The sequence below is a fragment of the Pseudomonas sp. P4795 genome, assembly GCF_048822895.1.
Taxonomy (GTDB): Bacteria; Pseudomonadota; Gammaproteobacteria; order Pseudomonadales; family Pseudomonadaceae; genus Aquipseudomonas.
Window position 1 is genome coordinate 319,863 of record NZ_JBMFBT010000003.1, and the last position, 26,863, is coordinate 346,725.

26 protein-coding genes and 1 pseudogene are annotated in these 26,863 nt (G+C 58.7%); 17 read left to right on the forward strand and 10 right to left on the reverse strand.

Going from position 1 to position 26,863, the window contains the following annotated elements:
- Positions 1-65: 65 nt before the first annotated feature.
- Positions 66-722 carry an alpha/beta hydrolase gene (locus tag ACOI8A_RS10050; RefSeq protein WP_420647733.1) on the reverse strand — a complete coding sequence of 219 codons (657 nt, stop codon included), beginning with the start codon at positions 720-722 and terminating at the stop codon, positions 66-68.
- A gap of 466 nt (positions 723-1,188) precedes the next feature.
- Between ACOI8A_RS10050 and ACOI8A_RS10055 the strand changes: the two genes are divergently transcribed.
- From ACOI8A_RS10055 to ACOI8A_RS10070, 4 genes are all read left to right on the forward strand, one after another.
- On the forward strand, positions 1,189-2,220 hold the full coding sequence (locus ACOI8A_RS10055) for an amino acid ABC transporter substrate-binding protein (protein WP_420647734.1): 1,032 nt from the start codon (positions 1,189-1,191) through the stop codon (positions 2,218-2,220).
- 65 nt (positions 2,221-2,285) lie between these two features.
- Positions 2,286-3,467, forward strand: coding sequence for an amino acid ABC transporter permease (locus ACOI8A_RS10060; protein WP_420647735.1), 1,182 nt, complete (start codon positions 2,286-2,288; stop codon positions 3,465-3,467).
- A gap of 10 nt (positions 3,468-3,477) precedes the next feature.
- Positions 3,478-4,575, forward strand: a complete 1,098-nt coding sequence (locus ACOI8A_RS10065; protein ID WP_420647736.1) for an amino acid ABC transporter permease — start codon at positions 3,478-3,480, stop codon at positions 4,573-4,575.
- Between the two features lie 28 nt (positions 4,576-4,603).
- Positions 4,604-5,368 (forward strand): amino acid ABC transporter ATP-binding protein, encoded by a 765-nt coding sequence (locus ACOI8A_RS10070; RefSeq protein ID WP_123358172.1) that lies wholly within the window; start codon positions 4,604-4,606, stop codon positions 5,366-5,368.
- Positions 5,369-5,427: 59 nt separating this feature from the next.
- Here ACOI8A_RS10070 and ACOI8A_RS10075 read toward each other — a convergent pair whose 3' ends face one another.
- On the reverse strand, positions 5,428-5,916 hold the full coding sequence (locus tag ACOI8A_RS10075; protein WP_420647737.1) for a type II toxin-antitoxin system MqsA family antitoxin: 489 nt from the start codon (positions 5,914-5,916) through the stop codon (positions 5,428-5,430).
- Positions 5,913-6,223: pseudogene (locus tag ACOI8A_RS10080) on the reverse strand (type II toxin-antitoxin system MqsR family toxin). The gene ACOI8A_RS10075 and the pseudogene ACOI8A_RS10080 overlap by 4 nt, the downstream one beginning before the upstream one ends.
- Before the next feature lie 166 nt (positions 6,224-6,389).
- On the opposite strand from ACOI8A_RS10080, the gene ACOI8A_RS10085 reads away from it, so the two are divergent.
- From ACOI8A_RS10085 to ACOI8A_RS10105, 5 genes are all read left to right on the forward strand, one after another.
- Positions 6,390-7,049 carry a FadR/GntR family transcriptional regulator gene (locus tag ACOI8A_RS10085; RefSeq protein WP_420647738.1) on the forward strand — a complete coding sequence of 220 codons (660 nt, stop codon included), beginning with the start codon at positions 6,390-6,392 and terminating at the stop codon, positions 7,047-7,049.
- The gene (locus ACOI8A_RS10090) at positions 7,039-8,343 is read left to right on the forward strand and encodes a CynX/NimT family MFS transporter (protein ID WP_420647739.1); all 1,305 of its coding nucleotides are present in this window, start codon (positions 7,039-7,041) and stop codon (positions 8,341-8,343) included. Before ACOI8A_RS10085 ends, ACOI8A_RS10090 begins: the two co-directional genes overlap by 11 nt.
- 113 nt (positions 8,344-8,456) lie before the next feature.
- On the forward strand, positions 8,457-8,927 hold the full coding sequence (locus tag ACOI8A_RS10095) for a nuclear transport factor 2 family protein (protein ID WP_420647740.1): 471 nt from the start codon (positions 8,457-8,459) through the stop codon (positions 8,925-8,927).
- Between the two features lie 39 nt (positions 8,928-8,966).
- A complete protein-coding gene (locus tag ACOI8A_RS10100) occupies positions 8,967-9,269 on the forward strand; it encodes a GIY-YIG nuclease family protein (RefSeq protein WP_420647741.1) in 303 nt (100 codons plus the stop codon).
- A gap of 84 nt (positions 9,270-9,353) precedes the next feature.
- Complete coding sequence (locus ACOI8A_RS10105) at positions 9,354-10,289, forward strand: glutathione S-transferase family protein (RefSeq protein WP_420647742.1); 936 nt, start codon at positions 9,354-9,356, stop codon at positions 10,287-10,289.
- A gap of 35 nt (positions 10,290-10,324) precedes the next feature.
- Here ACOI8A_RS10105 and ACOI8A_RS10110 read toward each other — a convergent pair whose 3' ends face one another.
- Together ACOI8A_RS10110 and yejK are read right to left on the reverse strand one after the other, a co-directional pair.
- Positions 10,325-10,675 (reverse strand): glutaredoxin family protein, encoded by a 351-nt coding sequence (locus ACOI8A_RS10110; protein ID WP_420647743.1) that lies wholly within the window; start codon positions 10,673-10,675, stop codon positions 10,325-10,327.
- Complete coding sequence (gene yejK / locus ACOI8A_RS10115; RefSeq protein ID WP_420647744.1) at positions 10,675-11,679, reverse strand: nucleoid-associated protein YejK; 1,005 nt, start codon at positions 11,677-11,679, stop codon at positions 10,675-10,677. The genes ACOI8A_RS10110 and yejK overlap by 1 nt, the downstream gene beginning before the upstream one ends.
- A gap of 395 nt (positions 11,680-12,074) precedes the next feature.
- Between yejK and ACOI8A_RS10120 the strand changes: the two genes are divergently transcribed.
- Positions 12,075-12,356: an HU family DNA-binding protein gene (locus ACOI8A_RS10120; RefSeq protein ID WP_420647745.1), complete on the forward strand. Its 282-nt coding sequence runs from the start codon at positions 12,075-12,077 to the stop codon at positions 12,354-12,356.
- A gap of 189 nt (positions 12,357-12,545) precedes the next feature.
- Here the strand turns inward: ACOI8A_RS10120 and rlmF are convergent, their stop codons facing one another.
- Positions 12,546-13,571 carry a 23S rRNA (adenine(1618)-N(6))-methyltransferase RlmF gene (rlmF, locus tag ACOI8A_RS10125; protein ID WP_420647746.1) on the reverse strand — a complete coding sequence of 342 codons (1,026 nt, stop codon included), beginning with the start codon at positions 13,569-13,571 and terminating at the stop codon, positions 12,546-12,548.
- A gap of 217 nt (positions 13,572-13,788) precedes the next feature.
- On the opposite strand from rlmF, the gene ACOI8A_RS10130 reads away from it, so the two are divergent.
- Positions 13,789-14,196 (forward strand): hypothetical protein, encoded by a 408-nt coding sequence (locus ACOI8A_RS10130; protein WP_420647747.1) that lies wholly within the window; start codon positions 13,789-13,791, stop codon positions 14,194-14,196.
- 60 nt (positions 14,197-14,256) lie between these two features.
- On the opposite strand, the gene ACOI8A_RS10135 is transcribed toward ACOI8A_RS10130, so the two are convergent.
- From ACOI8A_RS10135 to ACOI8A_RS10150, 4 genes are all read right to left on the reverse strand, one after another.
- A complete protein-coding gene (locus ACOI8A_RS10135) occupies positions 14,257-17,103 on the reverse strand; it encodes a valine--tRNA ligase (RefSeq protein WP_420647748.1) in 2,847 nt (948 codons plus the stop codon).
- A gap of 216 nt (positions 17,104-17,319) precedes the next feature.
- A complete protein-coding gene (locus ACOI8A_RS10140) occupies positions 17,320-17,697 on the reverse strand; it encodes a DNA polymerase III subunit chi (RefSeq protein ID WP_420647749.1) in 378 nt (125 codons plus the stop codon).
- A gap of 8 nt (positions 17,698-17,705) precedes the next feature.
- Positions 17,706-18,134, reverse strand: a complete 429-nt coding sequence (locus ACOI8A_RS10145) for a DNA polymerase III subunit chi (protein WP_420647750.1) — start codon at positions 18,132-18,134, stop codon at positions 17,706-17,708.
- A gap of 60 nt (positions 18,135-18,194) precedes the next feature.
- A complete protein-coding gene (locus tag ACOI8A_RS10150; protein ID WP_420647751.1) occupies positions 18,195-19,685 on the reverse strand; it encodes a leucyl aminopeptidase in 1,491 nt (496 codons plus the stop codon).
- A 306-nt stretch (positions 19,686-19,991) separates the two neighbouring features.
- On the opposite strand from ACOI8A_RS10150, the gene lptF reads away from it, so the two are divergent.
- The 6 genes from lptF (at position 19,992) to era (ending at position 26,767) form a co-directional block, all read left to right on the forward strand.
- Positions 19,992-21,113, forward strand: a complete 1,122-nt coding sequence (gene lptF / locus ACOI8A_RS10155; protein WP_420647752.1) for an LPS export ABC transporter permease LptF — start codon at positions 19,992-19,994, stop codon at positions 21,111-21,113.
- Positions 21,106-22,167, forward strand: a complete 1,062-nt coding sequence (gene lptG / locus ACOI8A_RS10160; RefSeq protein WP_420647753.1) for an LPS export ABC transporter permease LptG — start codon at positions 21,106-21,108, stop codon at positions 22,165-22,167. The genes lptF and lptG overlap by 8 nt, the downstream gene beginning before the upstream one ends.
- A gap of 173 nt (positions 22,168-22,340) precedes the next feature.
- Positions 22,341-24,140 (forward strand): translation elongation factor 4, encoded by a 1,800-nt coding sequence (gene lepA, locus ACOI8A_RS10165; protein WP_420647754.1) that lies wholly within the window; start codon positions 22,341-22,343, stop codon positions 24,138-24,140.
- A gap of 5 nt (positions 24,141-24,145) precedes the next feature.
- A complete protein-coding gene (gene lepB, locus ACOI8A_RS10170; RefSeq protein ID WP_420647755.1) occupies positions 24,146-25,000 on the forward strand; it encodes a signal peptidase I in 855 nt (284 codons plus the stop codon).
- 182 nt (positions 25,001-25,182) lie between these two features.
- Complete coding sequence (gene rnc / locus ACOI8A_RS10175; protein WP_420647756.1) at positions 25,183-25,872, forward strand: ribonuclease III; 690 nt, start codon at positions 25,183-25,185, stop codon at positions 25,870-25,872.
- Complete coding sequence (gene era / locus ACOI8A_RS10180; RefSeq protein WP_020799458.1) at positions 25,865-26,767, forward strand: GTPase Era; 903 nt, start codon at positions 25,865-25,867, stop codon at positions 26,765-26,767. Before rnc ends, era begins: the two co-directional genes overlap by 8 nt.
- Positions 26,768-26,863: the final 96 nt, after the last annotated feature.

Genomic DNA, 26,863 nt, shown 5'->3' on the forward strand with positions numbered 1-26,863 from the left:
CAGTGTAATGCAAGAATCGGGCGCGGCGTAGTGGGATGATCAAAGGGCTTTTGTTGCTGAACTGATCAGCGCAGGCGTTCGTGTAGCCACACGCCGATATCGCGAATTTCCTCGGGTAACACTTCGTGCTCCATTGGGTATTCCTGCCATGTCACGGTGACACCATGGGCCTTCAAATACTCATAGGCCGTGCGGCCCATCGAGTTCTGTACCACGTTGTCGAACTGACCGTGCAGCGCCAGTACCGGAATCCGCTGTTGACTGGCGGACAACTGCAGTTCATCACTGAAAGTCGGCGCATACGTCGACAGCGCTATCACCCCACCCAGCGGTCCCTGCCAGCGCAGAAAAGCAGTGTGATAAACCACCGCGCCACCTTGGGAAAACCCGGCGAGAAAAATCCGCGAGGCGTCTATTCCGCTGGCGCGCTGTTGTTCGATCAATTCGATGACGTGATCGGCGGAAGCTTCCAGCTCATCACGGTCGATTGCCCGCGCCGGACTCATGGCCTTGATGTCGTACCAGCTCGGCATGGCATATCCGCCATTTATGGTCACGGGACGAGTAGGCGCCTGTGGCAATACAAAGCGTGTGCTCAACAGGTTTTCCTGCAGGGCCTCGGCCACCGGCAGGAAGTCGTAACGATCGGCGCCGAGGCCGTGCAGCCAGATCACGCAGGCGTCTGCGGGCTTAACAGGCTGAAGAATCAAGGGCTCGGTCATGGCTGCTCCAAATATGTGCGGGCGCTCTCATTAAGTGCGTGATTGAGGTGCGCGCCGGGGTGATCCGTTAAGAAGATGTCGCAAGGTTACAAGTTTTGCTATTGACCTGTCGCACAGTCGTATCGGCGACCAGTGTGGTACGGGCTTTGCTATGAAGAATTCGCGCAGTTGATCTCGCGCCCGGCGGTAACACTATCAGTGAACGTCGGGCGGGGGGAAAGCAAAGAATCCGGTGATGGATGTTCGCCAATGACCGCTACGGGCTTAGCGAACGTGAAAGGGCTACAGCCCGTTCGGCCGATGGTGAGAAGTGAGTTGTCCATGATGTGGATTGTCTCCTACTAGACTCATAGCGAAGGTTCTGCGTCGGTTGACCCTAAAAAAAGCCAACACGGGTCAGCAACGCCTCAAAAGGGTGCGACGGAACTCAAGCTCCGACACAACAAGAGCAAAACTGGAGGTTTGAATGAAGATGTTGAAATCCACCCTGGCCATCGTGACTGCTGCAGCAGTACTCGGTGTCAGCGGGTTCGCTCAGGCGGGTGCAACCCTGGATGCCGTGCAGAAGAAAGGTTTCGTGCAGTGTGGCGTGAGCGACGGTCTGCCGGGTTTCTCAGTACCGGATTCGACCGGCAAGATCCTCGGGATCGACGCTGACGTCTGCCGTGCTGTGGCCGCAGCGGTTTTCGGCGACGCGACCAAGGTCAAATTCAGTCAGTTGAATGCCAAAGAGCGCTTCACCGCGCTGCAATCGGGCGAGATCGACATCCTGTCGCGCAACACCACCATGACCAGTTCGCGTGACGCGGGCATGGGCCTGAAATTCCCCGGCTTCATCACTTACTACGACGGCGTGGGCTTCCTGGCCAACAGCAAGATGGGCGTGAAAAGTGCCAAGGAACTGGACGGTGCAACCATCTGCATCCAGGCCGGTACCACCACCGAGCTGAACGTGTCCGACTACTTCCGCGCCAATGGCCTGAAGTACACCCCGATCACTTTCGACACCTCCGATGAAAGCGCCAAGTCGCTGGAATCCGGTCGTTGCGACGTGCTGACCTCGGACAAATCGCAACTGTTCGCTCAGCGCAGCAAACTGGCTACGCCGAAGGACTACGTGGTTCTGCCGGAAACCATTTCCAAAGAACCGCTGGGTCCAGTCGTGCGTAACGGCGATGACGAGTGGCTGGCTATCGTGCGCTGGGTCGGCTATGCGCTGCTCAACGCTGAAGAAGCCGGCGTGACGTCGAAAAACGTACTGGAAGAAGCCAAGTCGACCAAAAACCCGGACGTTGCTCGTCTGCTGGGCGGCGACGGTGAGTACGGCAAGGATCTGAAACTGCCGAAGGACTGGGTGGTGAAAATCGTTTCCCAAGTCGGTAACTACGGCGAAATCTTCGAGAAAAACCTCGGCAAGAGCACTCCGCTGGAAATCGACCGTGGCCTGAACGCGCTGTGGAACAACGGCGGCATTCAGTACGCACCACCAGTGCGCTAATGGTTCTATCACCCGGCGGGCCAACCGCCGGGTGATGTTCTGTTCCATTTCTTTCGGGGCACTTCATGCAAAATTCAATCGGCGCACCAAAGCAGAGGTTCAGCCTCAGCGATCCACGAGTGCGTGCGTGGCTATTCCAGATCATCACCATTGTCGCGGTGGTCTCGATGGGCTGGTATCTGTTCGATAACACTCAGACCAACCTGCAACACCGGGGCATCACCTCCGGCTTCGACTTTCTGGAGCGCAGCGCCGGGTTCGGCATCGCTCAACACCTGATCGACTACACCGAATCGGACAGCTATGCCCGGGTGTTCGTGATCGGTCTGCTCAACACCTTGCTGGTGACGTTCATCGGCGTGATCCTGGCAACCTTGCTCGGTTTCATCATCGGTGTGGCGCGTCTCTCGCCGAACTGGATCATCAGCAAACTGGCGACCGTGTATGTGGAAGTTTTCCGCAACATTCCGCCGCTGCTGCAAATCCTGTTCTGGTACTTCGCGGTGTTCCTGACCATGCCGGGGCCGCGCAACAGTCACAACTTCGGCGACACCTTTTTCGTCAGCAGCCGTGGCCTGAACATGCCGGGCGCGCTGGCGGCGGACGGTTTCTGGGCGTTCGTGATCAGCGTCGTGGTAGCTATCGTCGCCATCGTGCTGATGAACCGCTGGGCGACCAAGCGTTTTGAAGAAACCGGTGTCCCGTTTCACAAATTCTGGGTTGGCCTGGCCATCCTGGTGGTGATTCCGGCGCTGTGCGCACTGATCTTCGGCGCGCCGCTGCACTGGGAAATGCCGCAGCTCAAAGGCTTCAACTTCGTGGGCGGCTGGGTGCTGATCCCGGAACTGCTGGCATTGACTCTGGCCCTGACTGTTTATACCGCGGCGTTCATCGCCGAGATCGTACGGTCCGGGATCAAGTCGGTCAGCCACGGCCAGACCGAAGCGGCGCGTTCGCTGGGACTGCGCAACGGCCCGACCTTGCGCAAGGTGATCATTCCGCAAGCTCTGCGCGTAATCATTCCACCGCTGACCAGCCAATACCTGAACCTGGCGAAGAACTCCTCGCTGGCGGCCGGTATCGGTTATCCGGAAATGGTTTCGCTGTTCGCCGGCACCGTGCTCAACCAGACCGGCCAGGCGATCGAAGTGATTGCCATCACCATGAGCGTGTACCTGGCGATCAGTATCAGCATTTCCCTGCTGATGAACTGGTACAACAAGCGCATTGCGCTGATCGAGCGGTAAGGAAAAGCGCATGAGTACTCATACTTTCAAACCCGACATGCCCCCACCTAGCAGCAGCATCGGCGTGGTCGCGTGGATGCGCGCGAACATGTTCTCCAGCTGGCTCAACACGCTGCTGACGCTGTTCGCGTTCTATCTGATTTACCTGATCGTGCCGCCGATTCTCAGCTGGGCGATCCTCGACGCCAACTGGGTCGGCACCACCCGCGCCGACTGCACCAAGGAGGGCGCCTGCTGGGTGTTCATTCAGCAGCGTTTCGGCCAGTTCATGTACGGCTACTACCCGGCCGATCTGCGCTGGCGCGTGGACCTGACCGTGTGGCTGGCGGTGATTGGTGTGGCGCCGTTGTTCATCAAGCGTGTCGCGCACAAAGCGGTGTACGGGCTGAGCTTTCTGGTGATCTACCCGATCGTGGCCTGGTGTCTGCTGCACGGCGGGGTGTTCGGTCTGACTCAGGTGGCGACCAGCCAGTGGGGCGGTCTGATGCTGACCCTGGTGATCGCCACTGTGGGTATCGCCGGTGCGTTGCCGCTGGGCATCGTCCTGGCGCTCGGTCGACGCTCGAACATGCCGGCGATCCGCGTGGTCTGCGTGACCTTCATCGAGTTCTGGCGCGGCGTGCCGTTGATCACTGTGCTGTTCATGTCTTCGGTGATGCTGCCGCTGTTCCTGCCCGAAGGCATGAACTTCGACAAGCTGCTGCGAGCGCTGATCGGCGTGATCCTGTTCCAGTCGGCGTACGTGGCCGAAGTGGTGCGCGGCGGGCTGCAAGCGATCCCCAAAGGTCAATACGAAGCAGCGGCGGCGATGGGCCTGGGCTACTGGCGTTCGATGGGCCTGGTGATTCTGCCGCAAGCCCTGAAGATGGTTATTCCCGGCATCGTCAACACCTTCATTGCGCTGTTCAAGGACACCAGTCTGGTGATCATCATCGGCCTGTTTGACCTGCTCAACAGCGTCAAGCAAGCCGCTGCCGATCCGAAATGGCTGGGCATGGCCACCGAAGGCTACGTGTTCGCCGCCCTGGTGTTCTGGATTTTCTGTTTTGGTATGTCGCGCTATTCCATGCATCTGGAACGCAAGCTCGACACTGGCCACAAGCGCTAAGTCGCTACCTAATTTGGGAAGTTCTGTAATGAGCGAAGCAATCAAAAAGACAGTGAGCCCCGAAGGCATTATTCAGATGCAGGGCGTGAACAAGTGGTACGGCCAGTTCCACGTACTGAAAGACATCAACCTCAACGTCAAACAGGGCGAGCGAATCGTGCTGTGCGGCCCGTCGGGTTCCGGCAAATCCACCACCATCCGCTGCCTGAATCGTCTGGAAGAACACCAGCAGGGCAGGATCGTGGTTGACGGTGTCGAACTGACCAACGACCTCAAGCAGATCGAGGCGATCCGCCGCGAAGTCGGCATGGTGTTCCAGCACTTCAACCTGTTCCCGCACCTGACCATCCTGCAGAACTGCACCCTGGCGCCGATGTGGGTGCGCAAGATGCCCAAGCGCAAGGCCGAGGAAATCGCCATGCATTATCTGGAACGCGTACGCATTCCGGAGCAGGCGCACAAGTTTCCGGGGCAACTGTCCGGCGGTCAGCAACAGCGTGTGGCGATTGCCCGTGCGCTGTGCATGAAACCGAAAATCATGCTGTTCGACGAACCGACTTCGGCGCTCGATCCAGAGATGGTCAAAGAGGTTCTCGACACCATGATCGGTCTGGCTGAAGACGGCATGACCATGCTCTGCGTGACTCATGAAATGGGCTTTGCACGGACAGTGGCCAACCGCGTGATCTTCATGGATAAGGGCGAGATCGTTGAACAGGCAGCGCCGAACGACTTCTTCGATAACCCGCAGAATGAGCGGACGAAGCTGTTCTTGAGCCAGATTCTGCATTGATCGGATGCCGGCAATGAAATAAACCCGGACTGAGTTCCGGGTTTATTTTTGGCTGGAGATCAGGAGGCTAAAACAGGTTCCGATTCGGGGTGGCGAGCTGCCATCAGTTGCTTGAGTTCGCTACCTTCATTGAGCCCTTGTATTTCAGCGAGCAAATGCGGATGACGATCCAGAAGCCTCATTAGTGTGAATAACGGCTGAGGTGGAGGAAGCTCTCCCCGCTCGTAGCGCGAAAATGCATTATGTCCACCTCCCGATAACAACTTCACTGCGTTTCGTTGCGTGAGGTGCAGCTTGCGGCGAATTCGCTTCATCTCGCCTCCTATTATCCTGAAAGAGTCCTCAAGCAGCCGGTCGCCAGCGTCCACATAGCGCTCAGCGCTGTCGGTGTCATCGTCAAAGATGATTTCACCGCAAACCCTGCACTCCCAGCCGGCAATATCATGCACGAGCCGCGAGAACTGTTTGTAATTCACTGTGAGACTGCGACTTTGAAAATGACTCATTCCGTCGTGGGTACCACAGCTCACGCATTGTCTTTCATTCATATGTTTTTCTCCTTGAAGGAGATTACCGGGGCCCACCGCCGGTGCAGTAAGTCACTTTGATGTAAATCTCCAAGTCACGAAACGTTGTGTGGTAGACGTCGTGCCAGTTGCGATGGTTGGCGTATGACGTCATGGATTTGTAAAGCATTCGACGTTCGAGCGAACAGATCACTTGCGTCATTAATTGATGCGACATGCCCATATCCTTGGCGGTTTCGAGCGCCTGCCTTGTGAAGGCCGCTTTGCCTCGTCTTACAACTTCCGTCTTGACTACGGTCAAGTCGTAATGAGGGGTGTTCTTCTCCATAAGCAAACTCGCACCTGTCCCTGAAATTACCCTTAAAGGGTAATTTTGACTAATCGAAAATTCCGCTGCTTTTCCCTCCATCTGACCCTAGGCGGTTGCCGTCCTACACGAAGCTGACTAACATGTCAGAAAATTCATCCGATGATTGGATGAAAAGGCGAATCCCATGTCAGACATTTCTCCACTTATTAAACGATCCCTGGTCGATCAGGCCTTGGATCAGCTACGCCAGCGCATCACCGACGGCATCTGGGCGGTCGGTCAGCGTTTGCCGACCGAGCCTGAGCTCAGCGCAGAGCTGGGCATCAGCCGCAACACCGTGCGCGAAGCCATGCGTGTATTGGCGTTCTCTGGATTGATCGAGATCCGTCAGGGCGACGGCAGTTATCTGCGGGCGGTGGTCGATCCGATGGACACGCTCAAGGCACTGTCGCGCTGCTCGCTGGATCAGGCGCGGGAAACCCGGCACATCCTCGAAGTCGAGGCCATTGGTCTGGCCGCACTGCGCCGCACCGATGAAGATCTGGCGACGTTGCGTGAGGCGCTCGGTACCAGCGGTTGTCACTACCACGGCGATCTCGACACCTACGTCGCTTGCGATCTGGTGTTTCACCAGGGACTGGTGGACGCCGCGCACAACCCGGCACTCAGTGAGTTGTACCGCTATTTCTCCAGCATTGTCGGCGCGCAACTGCGCCAAACCTTGAACATCGTCCCGCGTCGCCAGGAAGTGTTCGATCTGCACATCGAGTTGCTCGATGCGGTCGAACAGCGCGATCCGGAACGGGCAAAAGCCTTATCCAGGCAGTTGATCAATGAACCTTGAAACCGAGAAAACCATGCCCCGCAGTGAGATATCCACAGCCCCCAAACGCACCGCAGAGCTGGAAGAGCTGCTGATCGACGCCGAGGCCGACGACGAGCAAGTGCAGCAAAGTCATCCGCTGGTGCGCCGGCCATGGCTATTGCTGCTGGGTCTTATCCTGGTCGCGTTGAACCTGCGCCCGGCGCTGTCGAGCATGGCGCCGCTGCTCACTGACGTGTCGAAAAGCCTCGGTTTGTCGGCTGCACACGCCGGCCTGCTGACGACTTTGCCGGTGCTGTGCCTTGGTCTGTTCGCGCCGATGGCGCCGATTCTGGCGCGGCGTTTTGGCGCCGAACGCGTTGTACTGGGGATTCTTCTGACGCTGGCTGGCGGGATTATCCTGCGCAGCAATTTCGGGGAAATCGGCCTGTTTGCGGGCAGCGTGTTGGGCGGCGCGAGTATCGGCATCATCGGCGTATTGCTGCCGGGTATCGTCAAACGCGACTTCGCCAAACATGCAGGCACCATGACTGGCGTGTACACCATGGCCCTGTGTCTCGGTGCGGCGATGGCAGCGGGTTCGACCGTACCGTTAAGCGAACACTTCGATCACCGCTGGGCTGTAGGCCTGGGTTTCTGGGTGATTCCGGCGCTGGTTGCGGCGGTGTTCTGGTTGCCGCAAGTCGGGCAGAAACATGGCGCGCACAATGTGGCTTATCGAGTGCGCGGTCTGTTGCGTGATCCGCTGGCCTGGCAGGTCACGCTGTACATGGGCCTGCAATCGTCGCTGGCCTACATCGTATTCGGCTGGTTGCCGTCGATCCTGATCGGTCGCGGACTGACGCCGACCCAGGCGGGTCTGGTGTTGTCCGGTTCGGTGATCGTTCAGCTCGCCAGCTCACTGGCCGCACCCTGGTTGGCGACGCGTGGCAAGGATCAGCGTCTGGCCATCGTGGTGGTGATGGCGATGACCCTCGGCGGTCTGTTCGGTTGCCTGTACGCACCGATTGAAGGCCTGTGGGGCTGGGCGATTCTGCTCGGGTTGGGGCAGGGCGGTGCGTTCAGTCTGGCGTTGACGTTGATCGTGCTGCGCTCACGCGATGCGCATGTCGCGGCCAATCTTTCGAGCATGGCGCAGGGCTTCGGCTACACCCTGGCGTCGATGGGGCCGTTCGCGGTCGGCATCGTGCACGACTGGACCGGCGGCTGGAACGCGGTGGGCTGGATCTTCGGCATCATCGGCCTCGGCGCGATCATTGCCGGACTCGGTGCCGGGCGCTCGCTGTACGTGCAGGTCGAAAGCGAGAAGATCTGAAGCATCCGCACTGTCGGTATTCGGAGCGCGAATGCCGATAGTGTTTCCCGCGTTTGCAGACTATCGTGCTGGCAATCGTCTGCCATCATTTTGCAACCAAAGGTAGTTTGCCCATGAGTGAAGCCCACAGCGCCCTGATCACCCGCTTCTACGAGGCGTTCCAACGTCTCGACGCCGAAGGGATGGCTGCCTGCTACAGCGACGATGTAGTGTTCAGCGACCCGGCTTTCGGTGAACTGCGCGGGCGCGATGCCGGCGATATGTGGCGCATGCTCACCACCCGCGCCAGGGATTTCTCCCTGACCTTCGACAACGTCCGCGCCGACGAGCGCACTGGCGGCGCACATTGGGTGGCGACCTACCTGTTCAGCCAGACCGGCAACACGGTGGTGAATGATATCCAGGCACGCTTCGTGTTCCGCGACGGCAAGATCTGCGAGCACCACGACCACTTCGATCTGTGGCGCTGGTCGCGTCAGGCGTTGGGTTTCAAAGGGCTGCTATTGGGCTGGACGCCAGTAGTGCACAACGCGGTGCGCGCTCAGGCGCTGAAAGGCCTGAAGGCTTTTCAGGCCAGTCGCTGATAAGATCGCGGCCTGTTTCCTCCACGCCTTGATCCTCAAGTGACCAGCCTCAGCGAAAATCCTCTCGAAGCCGACAAACCTGTGAGCAAATCCTGGTTCGTCTACCTCGTGCGCGCGGCCAACGGCTCGTTGTACTGCGGGATCAGCGATGATCCCGTACGCCGTTTCGCCAAACATCAGAGCGGCAAGGGCGCGCGATTCTTCCTGTCGAGTCCGGCGATGGCGTTGGTGTATACCGAGTTGTGTCGCGACAAGAGTGATGCGCTGCGTCAGGAACGCTTGATCAAGAAGCTCAGGAAGAGTGCCAAGGAATGCCTGGTGGCGTCTTATCAATCTGACTGATCGGTTCTCATCAGTCAGATCTGTAGGCTGCTATGTGAATGCGCGTTAAGCTGCGGACTCACTTTTTGTGCGGCGGAGCCGAGCATGTTCGAGTTGATTCTGCATCATTATCCGACCTCTCCATTCGCCGAAAAGGCCCGTCTGCTGCTGGGTTTCAAAGGCTTGTCGTGGCGCTCGGTGCATATCTCGCCGGTCATGCCAAAACCTGATCTGACTGCTCTGACCGGTGGCTATCGCAAGACGCCGGTGTTGCAGATCGGTGCCGATGTCTACTGCGACACCGCGCTGATCGCCCGGCGTCTGGAGCAGGAAAAAGCTTCACCGGCGTTCTTCCCGCAGGGGCAGGAAATGATCACGGCGAGTTTCGCGGCGTGGGCTGATTCGGTGGTGTTTCAGCATGCGGTGAGCCTGGTGTTTCAACCGGAATCGGTGGCGGTGCGCTTCGGCAAGCTGCCGCCGGAAGTGATCAAGGCGTTCATCGCTGATCGTGCCGCACTGTTCTCGGGTGGCAGCGCGACGCGCCTGTCTGCCGAGCAGGCCAAACATCAATGGCCAACGATTATGGCGCGGCTGGAGCAGCAGTTGCAGCGCGAGCAGGGCGACTTCCTGTTTGGTGAGCCGTCGATTGCCGATTTCGCTTTGGCACATCCGATGTGGTTCTTGAAGGCGACGCATGTGACGGCGCCGTTTGTTGATGATTATCCAGCGGTGGCGGCGTGGTTCGGCCGGGTGCAGGGTTTCGGCCATGGCGCGGCGAGTGAGATGACTGCTGATGCCGCGCTGGAGGTTGCGCGTAATGCGACACCAGCGGCTTTACCGGATGAGCAGTTCGTTGATCCGAACGGCTTTGTTGCGGGGCAGCAGGTAGTCATCGCGGCGACCGATTACGGTGTTGATCCGGTTGTCGGGGAGTTGTTGTTCGCTGGGCGTGAGGAATTGATCCTGCGCCGCGAAGACGAACGTGGCGCAGTGGTGCATGTGCACTTCCCGCGTTTCGGTTTCCGCATCGAAAAACACTGAGCAAACTGAATGAGGGAGCCAATTGGCTCCCTCATTCATTTCAGCGCAGCCAGAATTTCATCCGGATCAAACCCGCGAATCAACGTTCCATTCACGTCGATCAACGGAATCCCGCGTCCGCCCAACGCTTCATACGCCTCGCGCGCCTCGGCGTCCTTCTCGATGTCGAATTCCTTGTAGGCAATCCCCTTGGCATCGAGAAAACGCTTGGTCTGCTTGCAGTAGCCGCACCAGTCGGTGGTGTACAGCACGACGTCAGCGTTGGCGCGGACTTGCTCCGAAACCATCTGCGACGGATTGAACACCCGCTCGATCTTGCCCCAGTTCTGATAGACCACCACCACGATCAGTACCAGCAGAACCTTTTTCAGCACATTGCCGAGCATCAGTTGCGGCGCTTCAGCTGATCGGTGAGCGAGGTCGGCAGGCCCTTTATGATCAGAGTGCCAGCTTCTTCGTCGTACTCGATCTTCGAGCCCAGCAGGTGCGCTTCAAAGCTGATCGACAGGCCTTCGGCGCGGCCGGTGAAACGGCGGAACTGGTTGAGGGTGCGTTTGTCCGCCGGGATTTCTGGCGACAAACCGTAATCCTTGTTGCGGATGTGATCGAAGAAGGCTTTCGGGCGTTCCTCGTCGATCAGCTCCGAGAGTTCTTCCAGGCCCATCGGTTCGCCAAGTTTGGCCTGGCTGCTGGCGTAATCGACCAGTGTCTTGGTTTTCTCGCGGGCGGACTCTTCCGGCAGATCTTCGCTCTCGACGAAATCGCTGAAGGCCTTGAGCAGGGTGCGGGTCTCGCCCGGGCCGTCGACGCCTTCCTGGCAGCCGATGAAGTCGCGGAAGTACTCCGAAACCTTTTTGCCGTTCTTGCCCTTGATGAACGAGATGTACTGCTTGGATTGCTTGTTGTTCTGCCACTCGGACACATTGATTCGCGCCGCAAGGTGCAATTGGCCGAGGTCGAGATGCCGCGATGGCGTCACGTCGAGCTGGTCGGTTACCGCCACGCCTTCGCTGTGGTGCAGCAGCGCAATGGCGAGGTAATCAGTCATACCCTGCTGATAGTGGGCGAACAGCACGTGGCCACCGACCGACAGGTTGGATTCTTCCATCAGTTTCTGCAGGTGCTCCACTGCCACGCGGCTGAACGCTGTGAAGTCCTGACCACCTTCAAGGTATTCCTTCAGCCAGCCGCTGAACGGAAACGCGCCAGACTCCGGATGAAACAGGCCCCAGGCTTTGCCTTGTTTGGCGTTATAGCTCTCATTGAGGTCGGCGAGCATGTTCTCGATGGCCGCGGACTCGGCCAGTTCGGAGTCACGAGCGTGCAGAACTGCGGGCGTGCCGTCGGGTTTTTTGTCGATCAAATGGACGATGCAATGACGGATCGGCATGGGCTTCTCGGCTGGTGAATGGGAGGAGGGCAGGCTCCCCCGAAAAAGCGCTCAGTGTACCGCAACCACTGGATTTGGCGCGGGCTGAGGGGCAAATCCGGGTCACTCGGCAGCCCTTATGCATTTATTTAACGATTTAGCGCAATAAACCTGACCATTTGGGTAGCTAGAGGCGGATATTTCCTTGTCGCTGTGCTAGTTTTGCCCGGTCTTACGCGAAGTCACTGCGTTAAGCGTGCATTCAGCATTTGTCAGGTCGAACCAAACCCTGATTTCGGTATCTATAACCCGACTCGTCGCGGTTATCGCCGAGGGTGCCAGATCCAGAAGATCGGGCTCGATGGCTGACACTGCACTCTGCAATCCATATGAATTTGATAGGGAAGGAACACTACATGGCTCTTACTAAAGACCAACTGATCGCCGACATCGCTGAAGCTATCGACGCGCCGAAAACCACCGCGCGTGCCGCTCTGGACCAACTGGGCCAAATCGTTGCCGATCAGCTGGAAAACGGCCACGAAATCACCCTGCCAGGCATCGGCAAGCTGAAAGTGACCGAGCGTCCTGCCCGCACCGGCCGTAACCCTTCGACTGGCGCTGCCATCGAAATCGCTGCCAAGAAAGTGATCAAGCTGGTTGTGGCCAAAGGCCTGACCGACGCTGTGAACAAGTAAGACGCAGCAATAAAAAACCGTGCACCGGAGTGATCCGGGCACGGTTTTTTTGTGCCTGCGATTCGGCGGTATCCCCGAATCCTTGTAGGAGCTGTCGAGTGAAACGAGGCTGCGATCTCTTGATCTTGCTTTCAAGGGTCAAGATCAACAGATCGCAGCGTGCCGCAGCTCCTACACAAACCGCAGCGCTTAGCCCTTGCGAACCCAGCGGTCGCGACGCCAGATCTGCTGTTCGGATTTGGTCTGGAAGGTCCAGGCGACGAAGCGGCTTTGCTTCTGGCCCTGGGACATTTCCACAACCTGGCTTTCCAGCACACCGGCCTTCTTCAGCGCCGTTTCGATCGCAGGCAGGTTCGAAGCTTTCGACACCAGTGTGCTGAACCACAGCACCTTGTGCTGGAAGTTCGCGCTCTCGGCGATCAGTTGCGTCACGAAACGTGCTTCGCCACCTTCACACCACAGTTCAGCCGACTGGCCACCGAAGTTCAGCACCGGCAATTTGCGTTTCGGGTCGGCGCGGCCCAGTGCGCGCCATTTGCGCTCGCTGCCCTTGGTCGCTTCGTCCATCGAAGCGTGGAACGGCGGATTACACATGGTCAGGTCGAAACGCTCGCCCGGCTCCAGCAGGCCGATCAGGATGTGCTTGCGGTTCTCTTGCAGGCGCAGCTGGATGACCTTGTTCAGGTCGTTGGACTGAACGATAGCTTTGGCGGCGGCCACGGCGGTCGGATCGATTTCCGAGCCAAGGAAATGCCAGCGATATTCGCTGTTACCAATCAGCGGGTACACGCAGTTGGCGCCCATGCCGATATCCAGCACGTTGACGATCGCGCCGCGCGGTACCACGCCGTCGTTGACGCTGGCCAGCATGTCAGCCAGGAAGTGTACGTAATCAGCACGGCCCGGGACCGGTGGGCAGAGGTAGTCGGCGGGAATATCCCAATGCTGGATGCCGTAGAACGACTTGAGCAGCGCCCGGTTGAACACGCGCACCGCATCCGGGCTGGCGAAGTCGATGCTTTCCTTGCCGTACGGGTTGATGATCACAAACTTCGCCAGTTCCGGCGTGGTTTTGATCAGCGCCTGGAAGTCGTAACGACCTTGATGGCGATTGCGCGGGTGCAGGCTGGCCTCTTTACGCGGTTCCACGGGCTTGGCCGGGGTGGCGGAATCAGGCTTCTTGCGCGCGGGGCGAGGTGTGCGGGGGGCGTTCATGGGCGTGGTCGATTCGGGTATGGCTGAAATTGGCGGCCATTGTCCCACATCTGAACCGTGGCCGAGCAAACGAGTGCAAATCACTTGCACGGCAAGTTTCTTATTCCGAATAAGTCTTGGATACCTGTCATATATGACAGTTGGAGCAAGCATCATCATTGGGTTTACTGGGAGGGCAAATCTTATTTAACTTAAAGTGTTTTCAGGAGTGATATGCATGAGCGAGTTGCCTCCCGCCAAGTTTTTAGATGCTAACCTGCACAACTATATCAATTGCGCGACTATCCCCAGTCCTGTGGAAGGCATTCGAGTCCGTGCCCAGTTGCCGAACGATGTGATGGCAGGTGCCATCATTACTCTGAGGTCTCAGGCCTGCAAAGGGCTCGATGGCACAAATCCTATTGCGGGAACGGATGCGAAGTTCACCGAAGAGGTAAAGTCACCAATTACGTTCGCGGACTTCAACATTGCTCCATATTCGACCACAATCAAACCGATCGGTGAGTTTGGTTCATTGCTTGTGAGTTGGACCATTACGGACCCCGACGGCAGTATCGTCCAATCCCCACCGTCGCTCGTAAAAGTTGCTATTGGGGTGCCGGGTGGAGGAACGTGTCCGGAGTGATGCAACCGATATAAAAAAGGGAGGCCGTTGCGGGCCTCCCTTTTTCATTGCGGTTTGCCGTTACAGGCTGGCAATCCGCGCGTGTTGCTCGGCCAGCTTGCCCAGAGCCTGTTCGGCTTCGGCCAGTTTGGCGCGTTCCTTGTCGATGACTTCGGCCGGGGCCTTGTCAACGAAACCGGCGTTGGACAGCTTGCCGCCAACCCGCTGGACTTCGCCCTGCAGACGCAGGATTTCCTTGTCCAGACGCGCCAGTTCTGCAGCCTTGTCGATCAGGCCGGCCATTGGCACCAGCACTTCCATTTCGCCAACCAGCGCGGTCGCGGACAGCGGTGCTTCTTCGCCGACCGCCAGCACGGTGATCGATTCCAGACGCGCGAGCTTCTTCAGCAGCGCTTCGTTCTCGGTCAACCGACGCTGATCTTCGGCGCTGACGTTCTTCAGATAGATCGGCAATGGCTTGCCCGGACCGATGTTCATCTCGCCACGGATGTTGCGCGTGCCGAGCATCAGTTCCTTGAGCCACTCGATGTCACTCTCGGCTGCCGGATCAATGCGCTCTTCGTTGGCCACCGGCCAAGGCTGGAGCATGATCGTCTTGCCCTGAATACCGGCCAGCGGCGCGATGCGCTGCCAGATTTCTTCAGTGATGAACGGCATGAACGGATGCGCCAGACGCAGCGCGACTTCCAGTACGCGAACCAGTGTGCGGCGGGTGCCGCGCTGCCGCTCTACCGGTGCGTTTTCGTCCCACAGCACAGGCTTGGACAGTTCCAGGTACCAGTCGCAATACTGGTTCCAGATGAACTCGTACAAGGCTTGCGCCGCGAGGTCGAAACGGAACTGATCCAGTTGGCGGGTCACTTCGGCTTCGGTGCGTTGCAGCTGCGAGATGATCCAGCGATCCGCCAGCGACAGCTCGTAGGCTTCGCCGTTCTGGCCGCAGTCTTCGCCCTTGTCCAGAACGTAACGCGCGGCGTTCCAGATCTTGTTGCAGAAGTTGCGATAGCCTTCGACGCGGCCCATGTCGAACTTGATGTCGCGACCGGTGGACGCCAGCGAGCAGAAGGTGAAGCGCAGGGCGTCGGTGCCATAGCTGGCGATGCCGTCGGCGAACTCGTCGCGGGTCTGCTTCTCGATCTTCTTCGCCAGTTTCGGCTGCATCAGGCCGGAAGTGCGTTTCTGCACAAGGTCTTCCAGCTCGATGCCGTCGATGATGTCCAGCGGGTCAAGGACGTTGCCCTTGGACTTGGACATCTTCTGGCCTTGGCCATCACGCACCAGACCGTGCACGTAGACAGTCTTGAACGGAACTTGCGGCGTGCCGTCTTCATTCTTCACCAGGTGCATGGTCATCATGATCATCCGGGCAACCCAGAAGAAGATGATGTCGAAACCGGTGACCAGCACGTCGGTGGAGTGGAATTTCTTCAGGAATTCGGTCTTTTCCGGCCAGCCGAGGGTGGAGAAGGTCCACAGACCCGAACTGAACCAAGTGTCGAGAACGTCGTTGTCCTGTTGCAGCGTCACGTCGGCGCCGAGGTTGTGCTTGGCACGGACTTCCGCTTCGTCGCGACCGACGTAGACCTTGCCCGATTCGTCGTACCAGGCCGGAATCCGGTGGCCCCACCACAGCTGACGGCTGATGCACCAATCCTGGATGTCACGCATCCACGAGAAATACATGTTTTCGTACTGTTTCGGCACGAACTGGATACGACCGTCTTCAACGGCTGCAATCGCAGGCTCAGCCAAAGGCTTGGTGGACACGTACCACTGGTCGGTCAGCCACGGTTCGATCACAGTGCCGGAACGGTCGCCTTTCGGCACCTTCATGTTGTGATCGTCGATGCTCACCAGCAGGCCGGAGGCGTCGAACGCGGCAACGATCTGCTTGCGTGCTTCGAAACGCTCAAGACCAACATATTCAGCCGGGATCTTGCCGTCGATGCTTTCGTTCAGCGTGCCGTCGAGGTTGAACACCTGACAGGCCTGCAGCACGTGCGCGTTCTTGTCGAAGATGTTCATCAGCGGCAGGTTGTGGCGCTTGCCGACTTCGTAGTCGTTGAAATCGTGGGCCGGGGTGATTTTCACGCAACCGGTGCCGAATTCAGGGTCGCAGTAATCGTCGGCGATGATCGGGATGCGGCGACCGACCAGCGGCAGCTCGACAAACTTGCCGATCAGGGCTTTGTAACGCTCGTCGTTCGGGTTCACCGCGACGGCGGAGTCGCCGAGCATGGTTTCCGGACGCGTGGTCGCGACGATCAGGAAGTCGTTGCCCTCAGCGGTTTTCGCACCATCGGCCAGCGGGTATTTGAGGTTCCACAGGAAACCTTTCTCGTCGTGGTTTTCCACTTCGAGGTCGGAAATCGCCGTGTGCAGCTTGGTGTCCCAGTTGACCAGACGCTTGCCGCGATAGATCAGACCGTCTTCGTGCAGGCGCACGAACGCTTCTTTCACCGCTTCCGAAAGGCCGTCGTCCATGGTGAAGCGCTCGCGGCTCCAGTCTACGGACGAGCCGAGGCGGCGGATCTGCCGGCTGATGTTGCCGCCGGATTCATCTTTCCATTCCCAGATTTTCTCGAGGAATTTCTCGCGACCGAGGTCGTGGCGGCTCTGGCCTTTGGCTTCGAGTTGACGCTCGACCAGCATCTGCGTGGCGATACCGGCGTGGTCGGTACCCGGCTGCCACAGGGTATTGCGACCCTGCATGCGGCGGAAACGGATCAGGGCGTCCATGATCGCGTTGTTGAAACCGTGACCCATGTGCAGGCTGCCGGTGACGTTCGGCGGCGGGATCATGATGGTGTAGGAGTCGCCCGCGCCTTGCGGGGCGAAGTAGTTCTCGGACTCCCAGGTGTTGTACCAGGAAGTTTCAATGGCGTGCGGCTGGTAGGTCTTATCCATGCGCGGCGGGACCCTATTGGCATTTATTCAGGAAAAGCCGGGAAGTATAGCGGGGCATGGGGCCGAGGGCGAGCGGGGGAGGACAATGCTTCGACCAGTCTTATGGCTGGTGGATGTCCCTGTAGGAGCTGCCGAAGGCTGCGATCTTTTGATGTTGCTTTTAAAAAACAAGATCAAAAGATCGCAGCCTTCGGCAGCTCCTACACGGGAGGGGCGTTATTCGTATTGGCTGAGGAGCCGTTCCATCCGCGCATCGAGGCGGCGTTTGATTTCGGTTTCGATGTGCGGGGCAAAATCGTCGATCACGTCTTGCATGATCAATTGTGCAGCGGCGCGCAATTCGCGGTCGAGATGCAGCAGGGCGTCTGGACCTTTGGTCTCGGGCGCGGCCGTTGCAGGGGTAGGAGTCGGCTCGACGGCTGGCGCTTGCGCGCTTACCGAATCGAACAACATCGGAATCTGTTCCTGTTCGCCATCCTCGACCGTATCGGTCAGTAGCGGTGGTTGCAGGTTGTCATCGCCGAGCAACTGACGGATCGATTCAAGATCGTCCAGCAGGTGTGCGGACTTTTGCTGCGGTTTCGGAGTGTCCATTGGAATGCTCAGAGTCGCTGTAAACGGTGGTCTTGCAGAGGATAGCCCTGTTCCCGGTAGAAACGGAAACTGTCCCGGGCCGCCGCGCGGATCGCCGGGTCTTCCACCACCACTTCCGCCACACGAGCGAATTTGTTGGCGAAGGCCGGGACTTTCAGGTCGAGATTGACCAGCAAGTCGTCGTGCTGGCCGCAGTCATTGCCCAATCCCAGCACGATCAAACCGTCCGGTTCGCTCTCGGCAGGGCCGTGCGGCACGAATGTTTCGCCCTTGAACGCCCACAGGCGCGCATCAAGGTCGTCACGCTGAGCGGCATCGCTGCAATGCAGATAGATGCGGTGGCCCATGCGCCAGGCTTTCTCGGTGAGCTTGCAGGCAAAGTCCAGGCGTGCCGAAGGATCGGCGCTGGGCAGGATGTAAAAGTCGACTTTGGTCATTGCGGTTCCTGAGCTGCAAGCGGCGCTTCTATATAGAAACGCCGCCCGCAGTCATCGGTGTCAGGCTTTGGCGCGATCCAGCAGGTATTGGGTCAGCAGTGGCACCGGACGGCCAGTGGCGCCCTTGTCCTTGCCGCCGCTGGTCCATGCAGTGCCCGCGATGTCCAGGTGCGCCCAGTTGAGGTTCTTGGTGAAGCGCGACAGGAAGCACGCGGCGGTGATGGTGCCGGCCTTCGGCCCGCCGATGTTGGCGATGTCGGCAAACGGGCTGTCCAGCTGTTCTTGGTACTCATCGAACAGCGGCAATTGCCAGGCGCGGTCGTCAGCAGTCTTGCCAGCGCTGAGCAGTTGCTCGATCAGTTCGTCGTTGTTACCCAGCAGGCCCGACGTGTGGGCGCCCAGCGCAACCACGCAAGCGCCGGTCAGGGTGGCGATGTCGATCACTGCCTGCGGCTTGAAACGCTCGGAGTAGGTCAGGGCGTCGCACAGCACCAGACGGCCTTCGGCGTCGGTGTTGAGGATTTCCACGGTCTGCCCGCTCATGGTGGTGACGATGTCGCCCGGACGGCTTGCGTTGCCGCTCGGCATGTTTTCCGCGCAAGCGAGAATGCACACCAGATTGATCGGCAGTTTCAACTCAAGCACGGCACGCAGAGTACCGAACACGCTGGCGGCGCCGCCCATGTCGTACTTCATTTCGTCCATGCCGGCGCCCGGTTTCAGGCTGATGCCACCGGTGTCGAAAGTGATGCCTTTGCCAACCAGCGCGTATGGCTTCTCGGATTTCTTGCCACCGTTGTATTGCATGACAATCAGGCGTGGCGGCTGTTCGCTGCCCTGGCCGACGGCGTAGAACGAACCCATGCCCAGCGATTTGATCTTCTTCTCGTCGAGGACTTCGACTTTCAGATCCTTGAATTCTTTACCCAGGTTCTTGGCTTGCTCGCCAAGGAACGTCGGATGGCAGATGTTCGGTGGCAGGTTACCCAAGTCACGGGTGAACGCCATGCCGTTGGCGATCGCGGTGGCGTGGGTCACGGCGCGCTGGACTTCGGCCTGAGCGGCTTTGATGGTCAGCAGGGTGATTTTTTTCAGCGCGCGCGGTTCGGCTTTCTGGCTTTTGAACTGGTCGAACGTGTATTCGCCGTCGACCAGCGTTTCGGCCAGCAGACGGGTTTTGCCGTAGCTGTCGCGATTTTTAACAATGATTTCATCGAGTGCCAGAACTGCATCGCTGCCATTCAGACCCTTCAGCGTGTTGAGGATGCCGGCGATGACTTTGCGGAACGGGCGGTCGCCGAGCTCTTCATCTTTACCTGCACCGACCAGCAAAACGCGCTCGGCTTTGAGGTTCGGCAGGCTGTGCAGCAACAGGCTCTGACCGACCTTGCCGGCCAGATCGCCACGCTTGAGCACGGCGCTGATGGCGCCACCGCTCATTTCGTCGACCAGTCTGGCGGCGGCGCCGAGCTTGCGGCCTTCGCCGACGGCAACTACCAGGGTGGCGGTTTTCAACGTTTCTGGGCTAACGCTTTTTACAACCAGTTCCATGTCCGGATCCCTAATGAATGGTCAACACAGGCGTTCTGCGATGTGCGCAGCCACCTGCTTATAGATAGAAGAAGCGCAGGTCAGTGCCCGCGACAGACGCGGCAGTTTGAACCTCGCTCCCCGCGCCTGACAACCCTCGGTTGTACGATCTGCAAACCGATTGCACGCTTGGATGAGTGTGCGCAGTGACAGGCGACCCCAATCACAGGATAATGCCGCATCTTTTTTCGGCGGCTCTGCGTTGCGGGCCGGCTGATATGTTTGCTTGTTTGGCCGCCTTAGCCTGACAACCCTGGAGTGTCTGGTTTGATCGTCTTCCGTTATCTTTCCCGCGAAGTCCTGTTGACCCTGAGCGCCGTGAGCGCCGTATTGTTGGTCATCATCATGAGCGGTCGCTTCATCAAATACCTGGCGCAGGCCGCTGCCGGCCAGCTCGATCCGGGCTCGCTGTTCCTGATCATGGGCTTTCGTCTGCCGGGTTTCCTGCAACTGATCCTGCCGCTGGGCCTGTTTCTCGGGATCCTGCTGGCGTACGGCCGGTTGTACCTGGAAAGTGAAATGACCGTGCTCTCGGCCACCGGCATGAGCCAGCAGCGTCTGTTTCGCATGACCCTGTTTCCGGCGACCCTGGTCGCACTGGTCGTCGCCTGGCTGAGCCTGAGTCTGGCCCCGCAAGGCGCCAATCAGTTCCAGTTGCTGCTGAACAAGCAGGACGCGCTGACCGAATTCGATACTCTTGAGCCGGGCCGCTTCCAGGCACTGCGCGACGGTACGCGGGTGACTTACACCGAAACCTTGAGTGACGATCGAGTCAATCTGGGCGGTGTGTTCATTTCGCAGAAAAACCTCGGCGCCAATCAGAAGGATCGCGGGATTTCCGTGCTGGTGGCTGAAAAGGGTCGCCAGGAAATTCGTCCCGATGGCAACCGCTACCTGATTCTCGACAACGGTTATCGCTACGACGGTAGCCCGGGGCAGGCCAACTACCGCGTAATCCATTACGAAACCTATGGCGTGCTGCTGCCCAAGCCGGACGTCAGCGAAGAAGTCACCGACCGCGATGCGATGCCGACTTCGTCGCTGATTGGCAGTGATGACATTCGCTCGAAAACCGAACTGCAATGGCGCCTGTCGCTGCCGCTGCTGGTATTTATCGTGACCCTGATGGCGGTGCCGCTCTCGCGAGTCAACCCGCGTCAAGGGCGTTTCCTCAAGTTGCTGCCGGCGATTCTTCTTTATATGGCTTACCTGACCATCCTGATTGCCGCTCGCGGCGCACTCGAGAAGGGCAAGATCCCACCGGCCCTTGGCTTGTGGTGGGTGCATGCGATCTTCCTGGCCATCGGTATCGCCCTGCTGTACTGGGAGCCGCTACGACTGAAAATGGCAAGTCGCCGCAGCGCTGCGCTGGAGGTGGCCCGTGGTTAAACTCGACCGCTACATCGGCAGCAGTGTTTTCATCGCAATCATTGCGGTGCTGGCGATCATTCTTGGTTTGGCGACCCTGTTCGCGTTCATCGACGAGATGGGCGACGTCAGCGATACCTACACCCTGGTCGACGTGCTGAGCTTCGTGCTGTTGACCGCACCGCGGCGCATGTACGACATGCTGCCGATGGCCGCGCTGATCGGTTGCCTGATCGGCCTCGGCAGTCTGGCCAGCAGCAGTGAACTGACCGTGATGCGTGCGGCCGGTGTGTCCATCGGACGCATCGTCTGGGCTGTGATGAAGCCGATGCTGGTGCTGATGCTGGCGGGTGTGCTGATCGGCGAATACGTCGCGCCGGCCACTGAAAGCATGGCCCAGGCCAATCGGTCGCTGGCTCAGGGCAGCGGCGATGCGCAGAGTGCCAAGCACGGCATGTGGCACCGTCAGGGCGAGGAGTTCATCCACATCAACTCCGTGCAGCCGAACGGTCGTCTGTATGGCGTGACTCGCTATCACTTCGACAAAGAGCGTCATTTGCTCAGTTCGAGCTTCGCCAAACGCGCCGAGTTCGATACCGATCACTGGCAGCTGTCCGACGTCACGACTACGGTGTTCCATGAGCGCAGCACCGAAGTGGTCAACACGCCGGTCGAGCGTTGGGACGTGGCGCTCAGCCCGCAACTGCTGAGCACCGTGGTCATGGCGCCGGAGTCGCTGTCGATCACCGGTTTGTGGGGCTACATCCACTATCTGTCCGAGCAAGGCCTGAGCAATGGTCGCTACTGGCTGGCGTTTTGGGTCAAGGTGTTGCAGCCGCTGGTGACCGCCGCGCTGGTACTGATGGCGATCTCGTTCATCTTCGGTCCGCTGCGTTCGGTGACCCTTGGTCAGCGCGTGTTCACTGGTGTGCTGGTAGGTTTTACCTTCCGCATCGTCCAGGATTTGCTCGGCCCATCCAGCCTGGTGTTCGGTTTCTCGCCGCTGTTCGCGGTGCTGGTGCCGGCGGCTGTCTGTGCGCTGGCGGGTGTCTGGCTGTTGCGCCGAGCCGGTTGATGAACAAGGTTTCACCACAGTTGTAGCCAATGAAAACGCCTCGGTCGACAGATCGGGGCGTTTTTGCATGCAATCCGGGTGACAGGCGAACGTGACGCTTGCGCCGTGTATCAGGTACAATTCCCGGCTATTTTTCGGCGGGCCTTGCCTGCAGCCTTTTTGAGTGTTGATCCGTGAGTGATTTGAGTCATATCCGCAATTTCTCCATCATCGCCCACATTGACCATGGCAAGTCGACGCTGGCCGATCGCTTCATCCAGATGTGCGGCGGCCTCGCCGAGCGCGAAATGGAAGCCCAGGTACTGGATTCCATGGATCTGGAGCGTGAACGCGGGATCACCATCAAGGCCCACAGCGTCACCCTGTATTACACGGCCAAAGACGGCATCAAGTATCAGCTGAACTTCATTGATACCCCGGGCCACGTTGACTTCACCTACGAAGTCAGCCGTTCCCTGGCGGCCTGTGAAGGCGCGCTGCTGGTGGTCGACGCCGGTCAAGGTGTTGAAGCCCAGTCCGTAGCCAACTGCTACACCGCCATCGAGCAAGGCCTCGAGGTCATGCCGGTACTGAACAAGATCGACCTGCCGCAGGCCGATCCGGACCGCGTCAAGGACGAGATCGAGAAGATCATCGGCATCGACGCCACCGACGCCGTCACTTGCAGCGCCAAGACCGGCCTGGGTGTCGACGAAGTGCTTGAGCGTCTGGTGCACACCATTCCTGCGCCGACCGGCAATATCGAAGATCCGCTGCAGGCGTTGATCATCGACTCCTGGTTCGACAACTACCTGGGCGTTGTTTCCCTGGTCCGTGTGCGTCACGGCCGGGTGAAGAAGGGCGACAAGATCCTGGTGAAATCCACCGGCAAGATCCATCTGGTCGACAGCGTGGGTGTATTCAACCCGAAACACACTGCCACCGTTGACCTGAAAGCCGGCGAAGTGGGCTTCATCATTGCCGGCATCAAGGACATTCACGGTGCACCGGTCGGTGACACCCTGACCCTGAGCTCGACACCGGACGTTGAAGTGCTGCCCGGCTTCAAACGCATCCAGCCACAGGTTTATGCCGGTCTGTTCCCGGTCAGCTCCGACGACTTCGAGGATTTCCGCGAAGCGTTGCAGAAGCTCACCCTGAACGACTCGTCGCTGCAGTACACCCCGGAAAGCTCCGACGCCCTGGGCTTCGGCTTCCGTTGCGGCTTCCTTGGCATGCTGCACATGGAAATCATCCAGGAGCGCCTCGAGCGCGAGTACGACCTGGACCTGATCACCACGGCGCCGACAGTAATCTTCGAATTGCTGCTGAAAACCGGTGAAACGATTTACGTCGACAACCCGTCGAAGCTTCCGGACATCTCGTCGGTCGAGGACATGCGCGAGCCGATCGTGCGGGCCAACATCCTGGTTCCGCAAGAGCACTTGGGCAACGTTATCACCCTGTGCATCGAGAAGCGCGGTGTGCAGCACGACATGCTGTTCCTCGGCAATCAGGTGCAGGTCACTTACGATATTCCGATGAACGAAGTGGTCCTGGACTTCTTCGACCGTCTGAAGTCGACCAGTCGCGGCTATGCTTCGCTGGACTACCATTTCGATCGTTATCAGTCGGCTAATCTGGTGAAACTGGATGTGCTGATCAACGGTGACAAAGTCGACGCCCTGGCGTTGATCGTGCACAAGGATAACGCGCACTACAAAGGTCGCCAGTTGACCGAGAAGATGAAAGAACTGATTCCTCGTCAGATGTTCGACGTCGCGATCCAGGCCGCCATCGGCGGGCAGATCATTGCGCGAACTTCGGTCAAGGCACTCAGAAAGAACGTATTGGCCAAATGCTACGGCGGTGATGTAAGCCGTAAGAAAAAGCTGCTTGAGAAGCAGAAGGCCGGTAAAAAACGCATGAAACAGGTCGGCAACGTGGAAATTCCACAAGAAGCCTTCCTCGCCGTGCTCAGGTTGGATAGTTAGGTCCTATGTCACTAAATTTCCCGCTGTTGCTGGTCATCGCCGTGTTCGTCTGCGGCCTGTTGGCGTTGCTCGATCTGTTGATCCTGGCGCCGCGTCGGCGTTCGGCCATTGCCTCCTATCAGGGCAGCGTCAGCCAGCCTGATGTGATGGTGGTCGAGAAGCTGAACAAGGAACCGCTGCTGGTCGAATACGGCAAGTCGTTCTTTCCGGTGCTGTTCATCGTGCTGGTGCTGCGTTCGTTCCTGGTGGAACCGTTCCAGATTCCGTCGGGTTCGATGAAACCGACCCTGGACGTTGGCGACTTCATCTTGGTGAACAAGTTTTCTTACGGGATCCGCTTGCCGGTGATCGACAAGAAAATCATCGAAGTCGGTGATCCGCAGCGCGGCGATGTGATGGTGTTCCGCTATCCGAGCGACCCGAACGTCAACTACATCAAGCGTGTAGTCGGCCTGCCGGGCGACACGATTCGCTACACTGCTGACAAGCATCTGTTCGTCAACGGCGAGTCGATTGCCGAGCAACTGGTCGGCTCCGAGCCGGGCACGCTGGGCAGTGCGGAGCTCTACAAGGAAAAACTCGGCGCAGCCGAGCACCTGATCCGCAAGGAAATGAGCCGTTATCGCGCCACCCCGGACCGTTCGTGGACCGTGCCTGCCGGGCACTACTTCATGATGGGCGACAACCGCGACAACTCGAACGACAGTCGTTACTGGGATGACCCGAACATTCCCAAGGATCTGCTGGGCATGGTTCCCGACCAGAATATCGTCGGCAAGGCCTTCGCGGTCTGGATGAGCTGGCCGGAACCGAAACTCAGCCACCTGCCGAATTTCTCGCGGGTCGGCCTGATCAAGTAATCACACACGGCGCTGTTGAACACAGCGCCGAATGCATTTCTGGCGTCGACATAATCGGCTCCAAGGCATGAAGCCACGATATTCAGGACATTATTTTTGAACACAGCGTTAATTGTCCCAGGCCTGCGCCGTATCCCGGCGATGGCGGTGGAATCCAGCCACGAACTCAGCGTGGGTAAACCGTGAGCGTTTCTCTTAGCCGTCTCGAGCGTCAGCTCGGTTACACCTTCAAGGACCAGGAACTGATGGTCCTGGCCCTTACGCATCGCAGCTTTGCCGGACGCAACAACGAGCGTCTGGAATTCCTCGGCGATGCGATTCTCAACTTTGTCGCCGGCGAAGCCTTGTTCGACCGCTTCCCGCTGGCCCGCGAAGGCCAGTTGTCGCGATTGCGTGCGCGCCTGGTGAAAGGTGAGACGCTGGCCGTTCTGGCTCGCGGTTTCGATCTGGGCGAGTACCTGCGTCTGGGGTCCGGCGAATTGAAAAGCGGTGGTTTTCGTCGCGAATCGATTCTGGCCGATGCCCTCGAAGCGTTGATCGGTGCAATCTATCTCGACGCCGGCATGGACATGGCGCGCGAGCGCGTACTGGCCTGGCTGGCCGGCGAGTTCGAAGGCCTGACGCTGGTCGATACCAACAAGGATCCGAAAACCCGCTTGCAGGAATTTCTGCAATCGCGCGGTTGCGACCTGCCACGTTACGAAGTGGTGGATATCCAGGGCGAGCCGCACTGCCGAACCTTCTTCGTCGAGTGCGAAGTTGTCCTATTGAATGAAAAAAGCCGAGGTCAGGGTGTGAGTCGTCGTATTGCCGAACAGGTAGCGGCCGCCGCAGCACTGATTGCCCTGGGTGTGGAGAATGGCAATGACTGATACAAACGCAACTCGCTGTGGCTATGTTGCCATCGTCGGCCGTCCCAACGTGGGCAAGTCCACGCTGCTGAACCATATCCTTGGTCAGAAGCTCGCGATCACTTCGCGCAAGCCGCAGACCACTCGCCACAACATGCTCGGAATCAAGACCGAGGGTGATGTGCAAGCGATCTACGTCGACACACCCGGCATGCACAAGGGTGGCGAAAAGGCGCTGAACCGTTACATGAACAAGACCGCTTCGGCGGCGTTGAAAGACGTCGACGTGGTGATCTTCGTGGTTGATCGCACCAAGTGGACCGACGAAGACCAGATGGTGCTGGAGCGGGTGCAGTACGTGACTGGCCCGCTGATCGTCGCGCTGAACAAGACCGACCGCATCGAAGACAAGGCCGAGTTGATGCCGCACTTGTCGTGGTTGCAGGAACAACTGCCGAACGCGCAGATCATTCCGATTTCGGCACAGCACGGGCACAACCTCGACGCGCTGGAAAAGGTCATCGCCGACCACCTGCCGGAAAACGATCACTTCTTCCCGGAAGACCAGATCACCGACCGCAGCAGCCGTTTCCTCGCCGCCGAACTGGTACGCGAGAAAATCATGCGTCAGTTGGGCGCCGAGCTGCCGTACCAGATCACCGTGGAAATCGAAGAGTTCAAGCAGCAGGGCAAGACGCTGCACATCCACGCGTTGATTCTGGTTGAGCGTGACGGCCAGAAGAAAATCATCATTGGCGACAAGGGCGAGCGCATCAAACGCATCGGCACCGAAGCGCGCAAGGATATGGAGCTGCTGTTCGACTCCAAGATCATGCTCAACCTGTGGGTCAAGGTGAAGGGCGGCTGGTCCGATGACGAGCGCGCACTGCGTTCGCTGGGTTACGGCGACCTGTAAGCGCTTCATAAAAGATCAAAAGATCGCAGCCTTCGGCAGCTCCTACAGGTGTATACCAAACTCTGTAGGAGCTGCCGAAGGCTGCGATCTTTTTTG

What these genes read in the sequence shown, in the direction of transcription:
- ACOI8A_RS10120 (WP_420647745.1), top strand. Translation starts at nt 12,075, where the DNA reads ATGGCTCTTACTAAAGACCAACTGATCGCCGACATCGCTGAAGCTATC.
- ACOI8A_RS10065 (WP_420647736.1), top strand. Translation starts at nt 3,478, where the DNA reads ATGAGTACTCATACTTTCAAACCCGACATGCCCCCACCTAGCAGCAGC.
- lepB (WP_420647755.1), top strand. Translation starts at nt 24,146, where the DNA reads ATGTCACTAAATTTCCCGCTGTTGCTGGTCATCGCCGTGTTCGTCTGC.
- ACOI8A_RS10145 (WP_420647750.1), bottom strand. Translation starts at nt 18,134, where the DNA reads ATGACCAAAGTCGACTTTTACATCCTGCCCAGCGCCGATCCTTCGGCA.
- rlmF (WP_420647746.1), bottom strand. Translation starts at nt 13,571, where the DNA reads ATGAACGCCCCCCGCACACCTCGCCCCGCGCGCAAGAAGCCTGATTCC.
- ACOI8A_RS10055 (WP_420647734.1), top strand. Translation starts at nt 1,189, where the DNA reads ATGAAGATGTTGAAATCCACCCTGGCCATCGTGACTGCTGCAGCAGTA.
- ACOI8A_RS10135 (WP_420647748.1), bottom strand. Translation starts at nt 17,103, where the DNA reads ATGGATAAGACCTACCAGCCGCACGCCATTGAAACTTCCTGGTACAAC.
- ACOI8A_RS10150 (WP_420647751.1), bottom strand. Translation starts at nt 19,685, where the DNA reads ATGGAACTGGTTGTAAAAAGCGTTAGCCCAGAAACGTTGAAAACCGCC.
- ACOI8A_RS10060 (WP_420647735.1), top strand. Translation starts at nt 2,286, where the DNA reads ATGCAAAATTCAATCGGCGCACCAAAGCAGAGGTTCAGCCTCAGCGAT.
- ACOI8A_RS10130 (WP_420647747.1), top strand. Translation starts at nt 13,789, where the DNA reads ATGAGCGAGTTGCCTCCCGCCAAGTTTTTAGATGCTAACCTGCACAAC.
- ACOI8A_RS10110 (WP_420647743.1), bottom strand. Translation starts at nt 10,675, where the DNA reads ATGCTCGGCAATGTGCTGAAAAAGGTTCTGCTGGTACTGATCGTGGTG.
- ACOI8A_RS10090 (WP_420647739.1), top strand. Translation starts at nt 7,039, where the DNA reads ATGAACCTTGAAACCGAGAAAACCATGCCCCGCAGTGAGATATCCACA.
- ACOI8A_RS10140 (WP_420647749.1), bottom strand. Translation starts at nt 17,697, where the DNA reads ATGGACACTCCGAAACCGCAGCAAAAGTCCGCACACCTGCTGGACGAT.
- yejK (WP_420647744.1), bottom strand. Translation starts at nt 11,679, where the DNA reads ATGCCGATCCGTCATTGCATCGTCCATTTGATCGACAAAAAACCCGAC.
- ACOI8A_RS10070 (WP_123358172.1), top strand. Translation starts at nt 4,604, where the DNA reads ATGAGCGAAGCAATCAAAAAGACAGTGAGCCCCGAAGGCATTATTCAG.
- ACOI8A_RS10105 (WP_420647742.1), top strand. Translation starts at nt 9,354, where the DNA reads ATGTTCGAGTTGATTCTGCATCATTATCCGACCTCTCCATTCGCCGAA.
- ACOI8A_RS10085 (WP_420647738.1), top strand. Translation starts at nt 6,390, where the DNA reads ATGTCAGACATTTCTCCACTTATTAAACGATCCCTGGTCGATCAGGCC.
- era (WP_020799458.1), top strand. Translation starts at nt 25,865, where the DNA reads ATGACTGATACAAACGCAACTCGCTGTGGCTATGTTGCCATCGTCGGC.
- ACOI8A_RS10050 (WP_420647733.1), bottom strand. Translation starts at nt 722, where the DNA reads ATGACCGAGCCCTTGATTCTTCAGCCTGTTAAGCCCGCAGACGCCTGC.
- ACOI8A_RS10095 (WP_420647740.1), top strand. Translation starts at nt 8,457, where the DNA reads ATGAGTGAAGCCCACAGCGCCCTGATCACCCGCTTCTACGAGGCGTTC.
- ACOI8A_RS10075 (WP_420647737.1), bottom strand. Translation starts at nt 5,916, where the DNA reads ATGAATGAAAGACAATGCGTGAGCTGTGGTACCCACGACGGAATGAGT.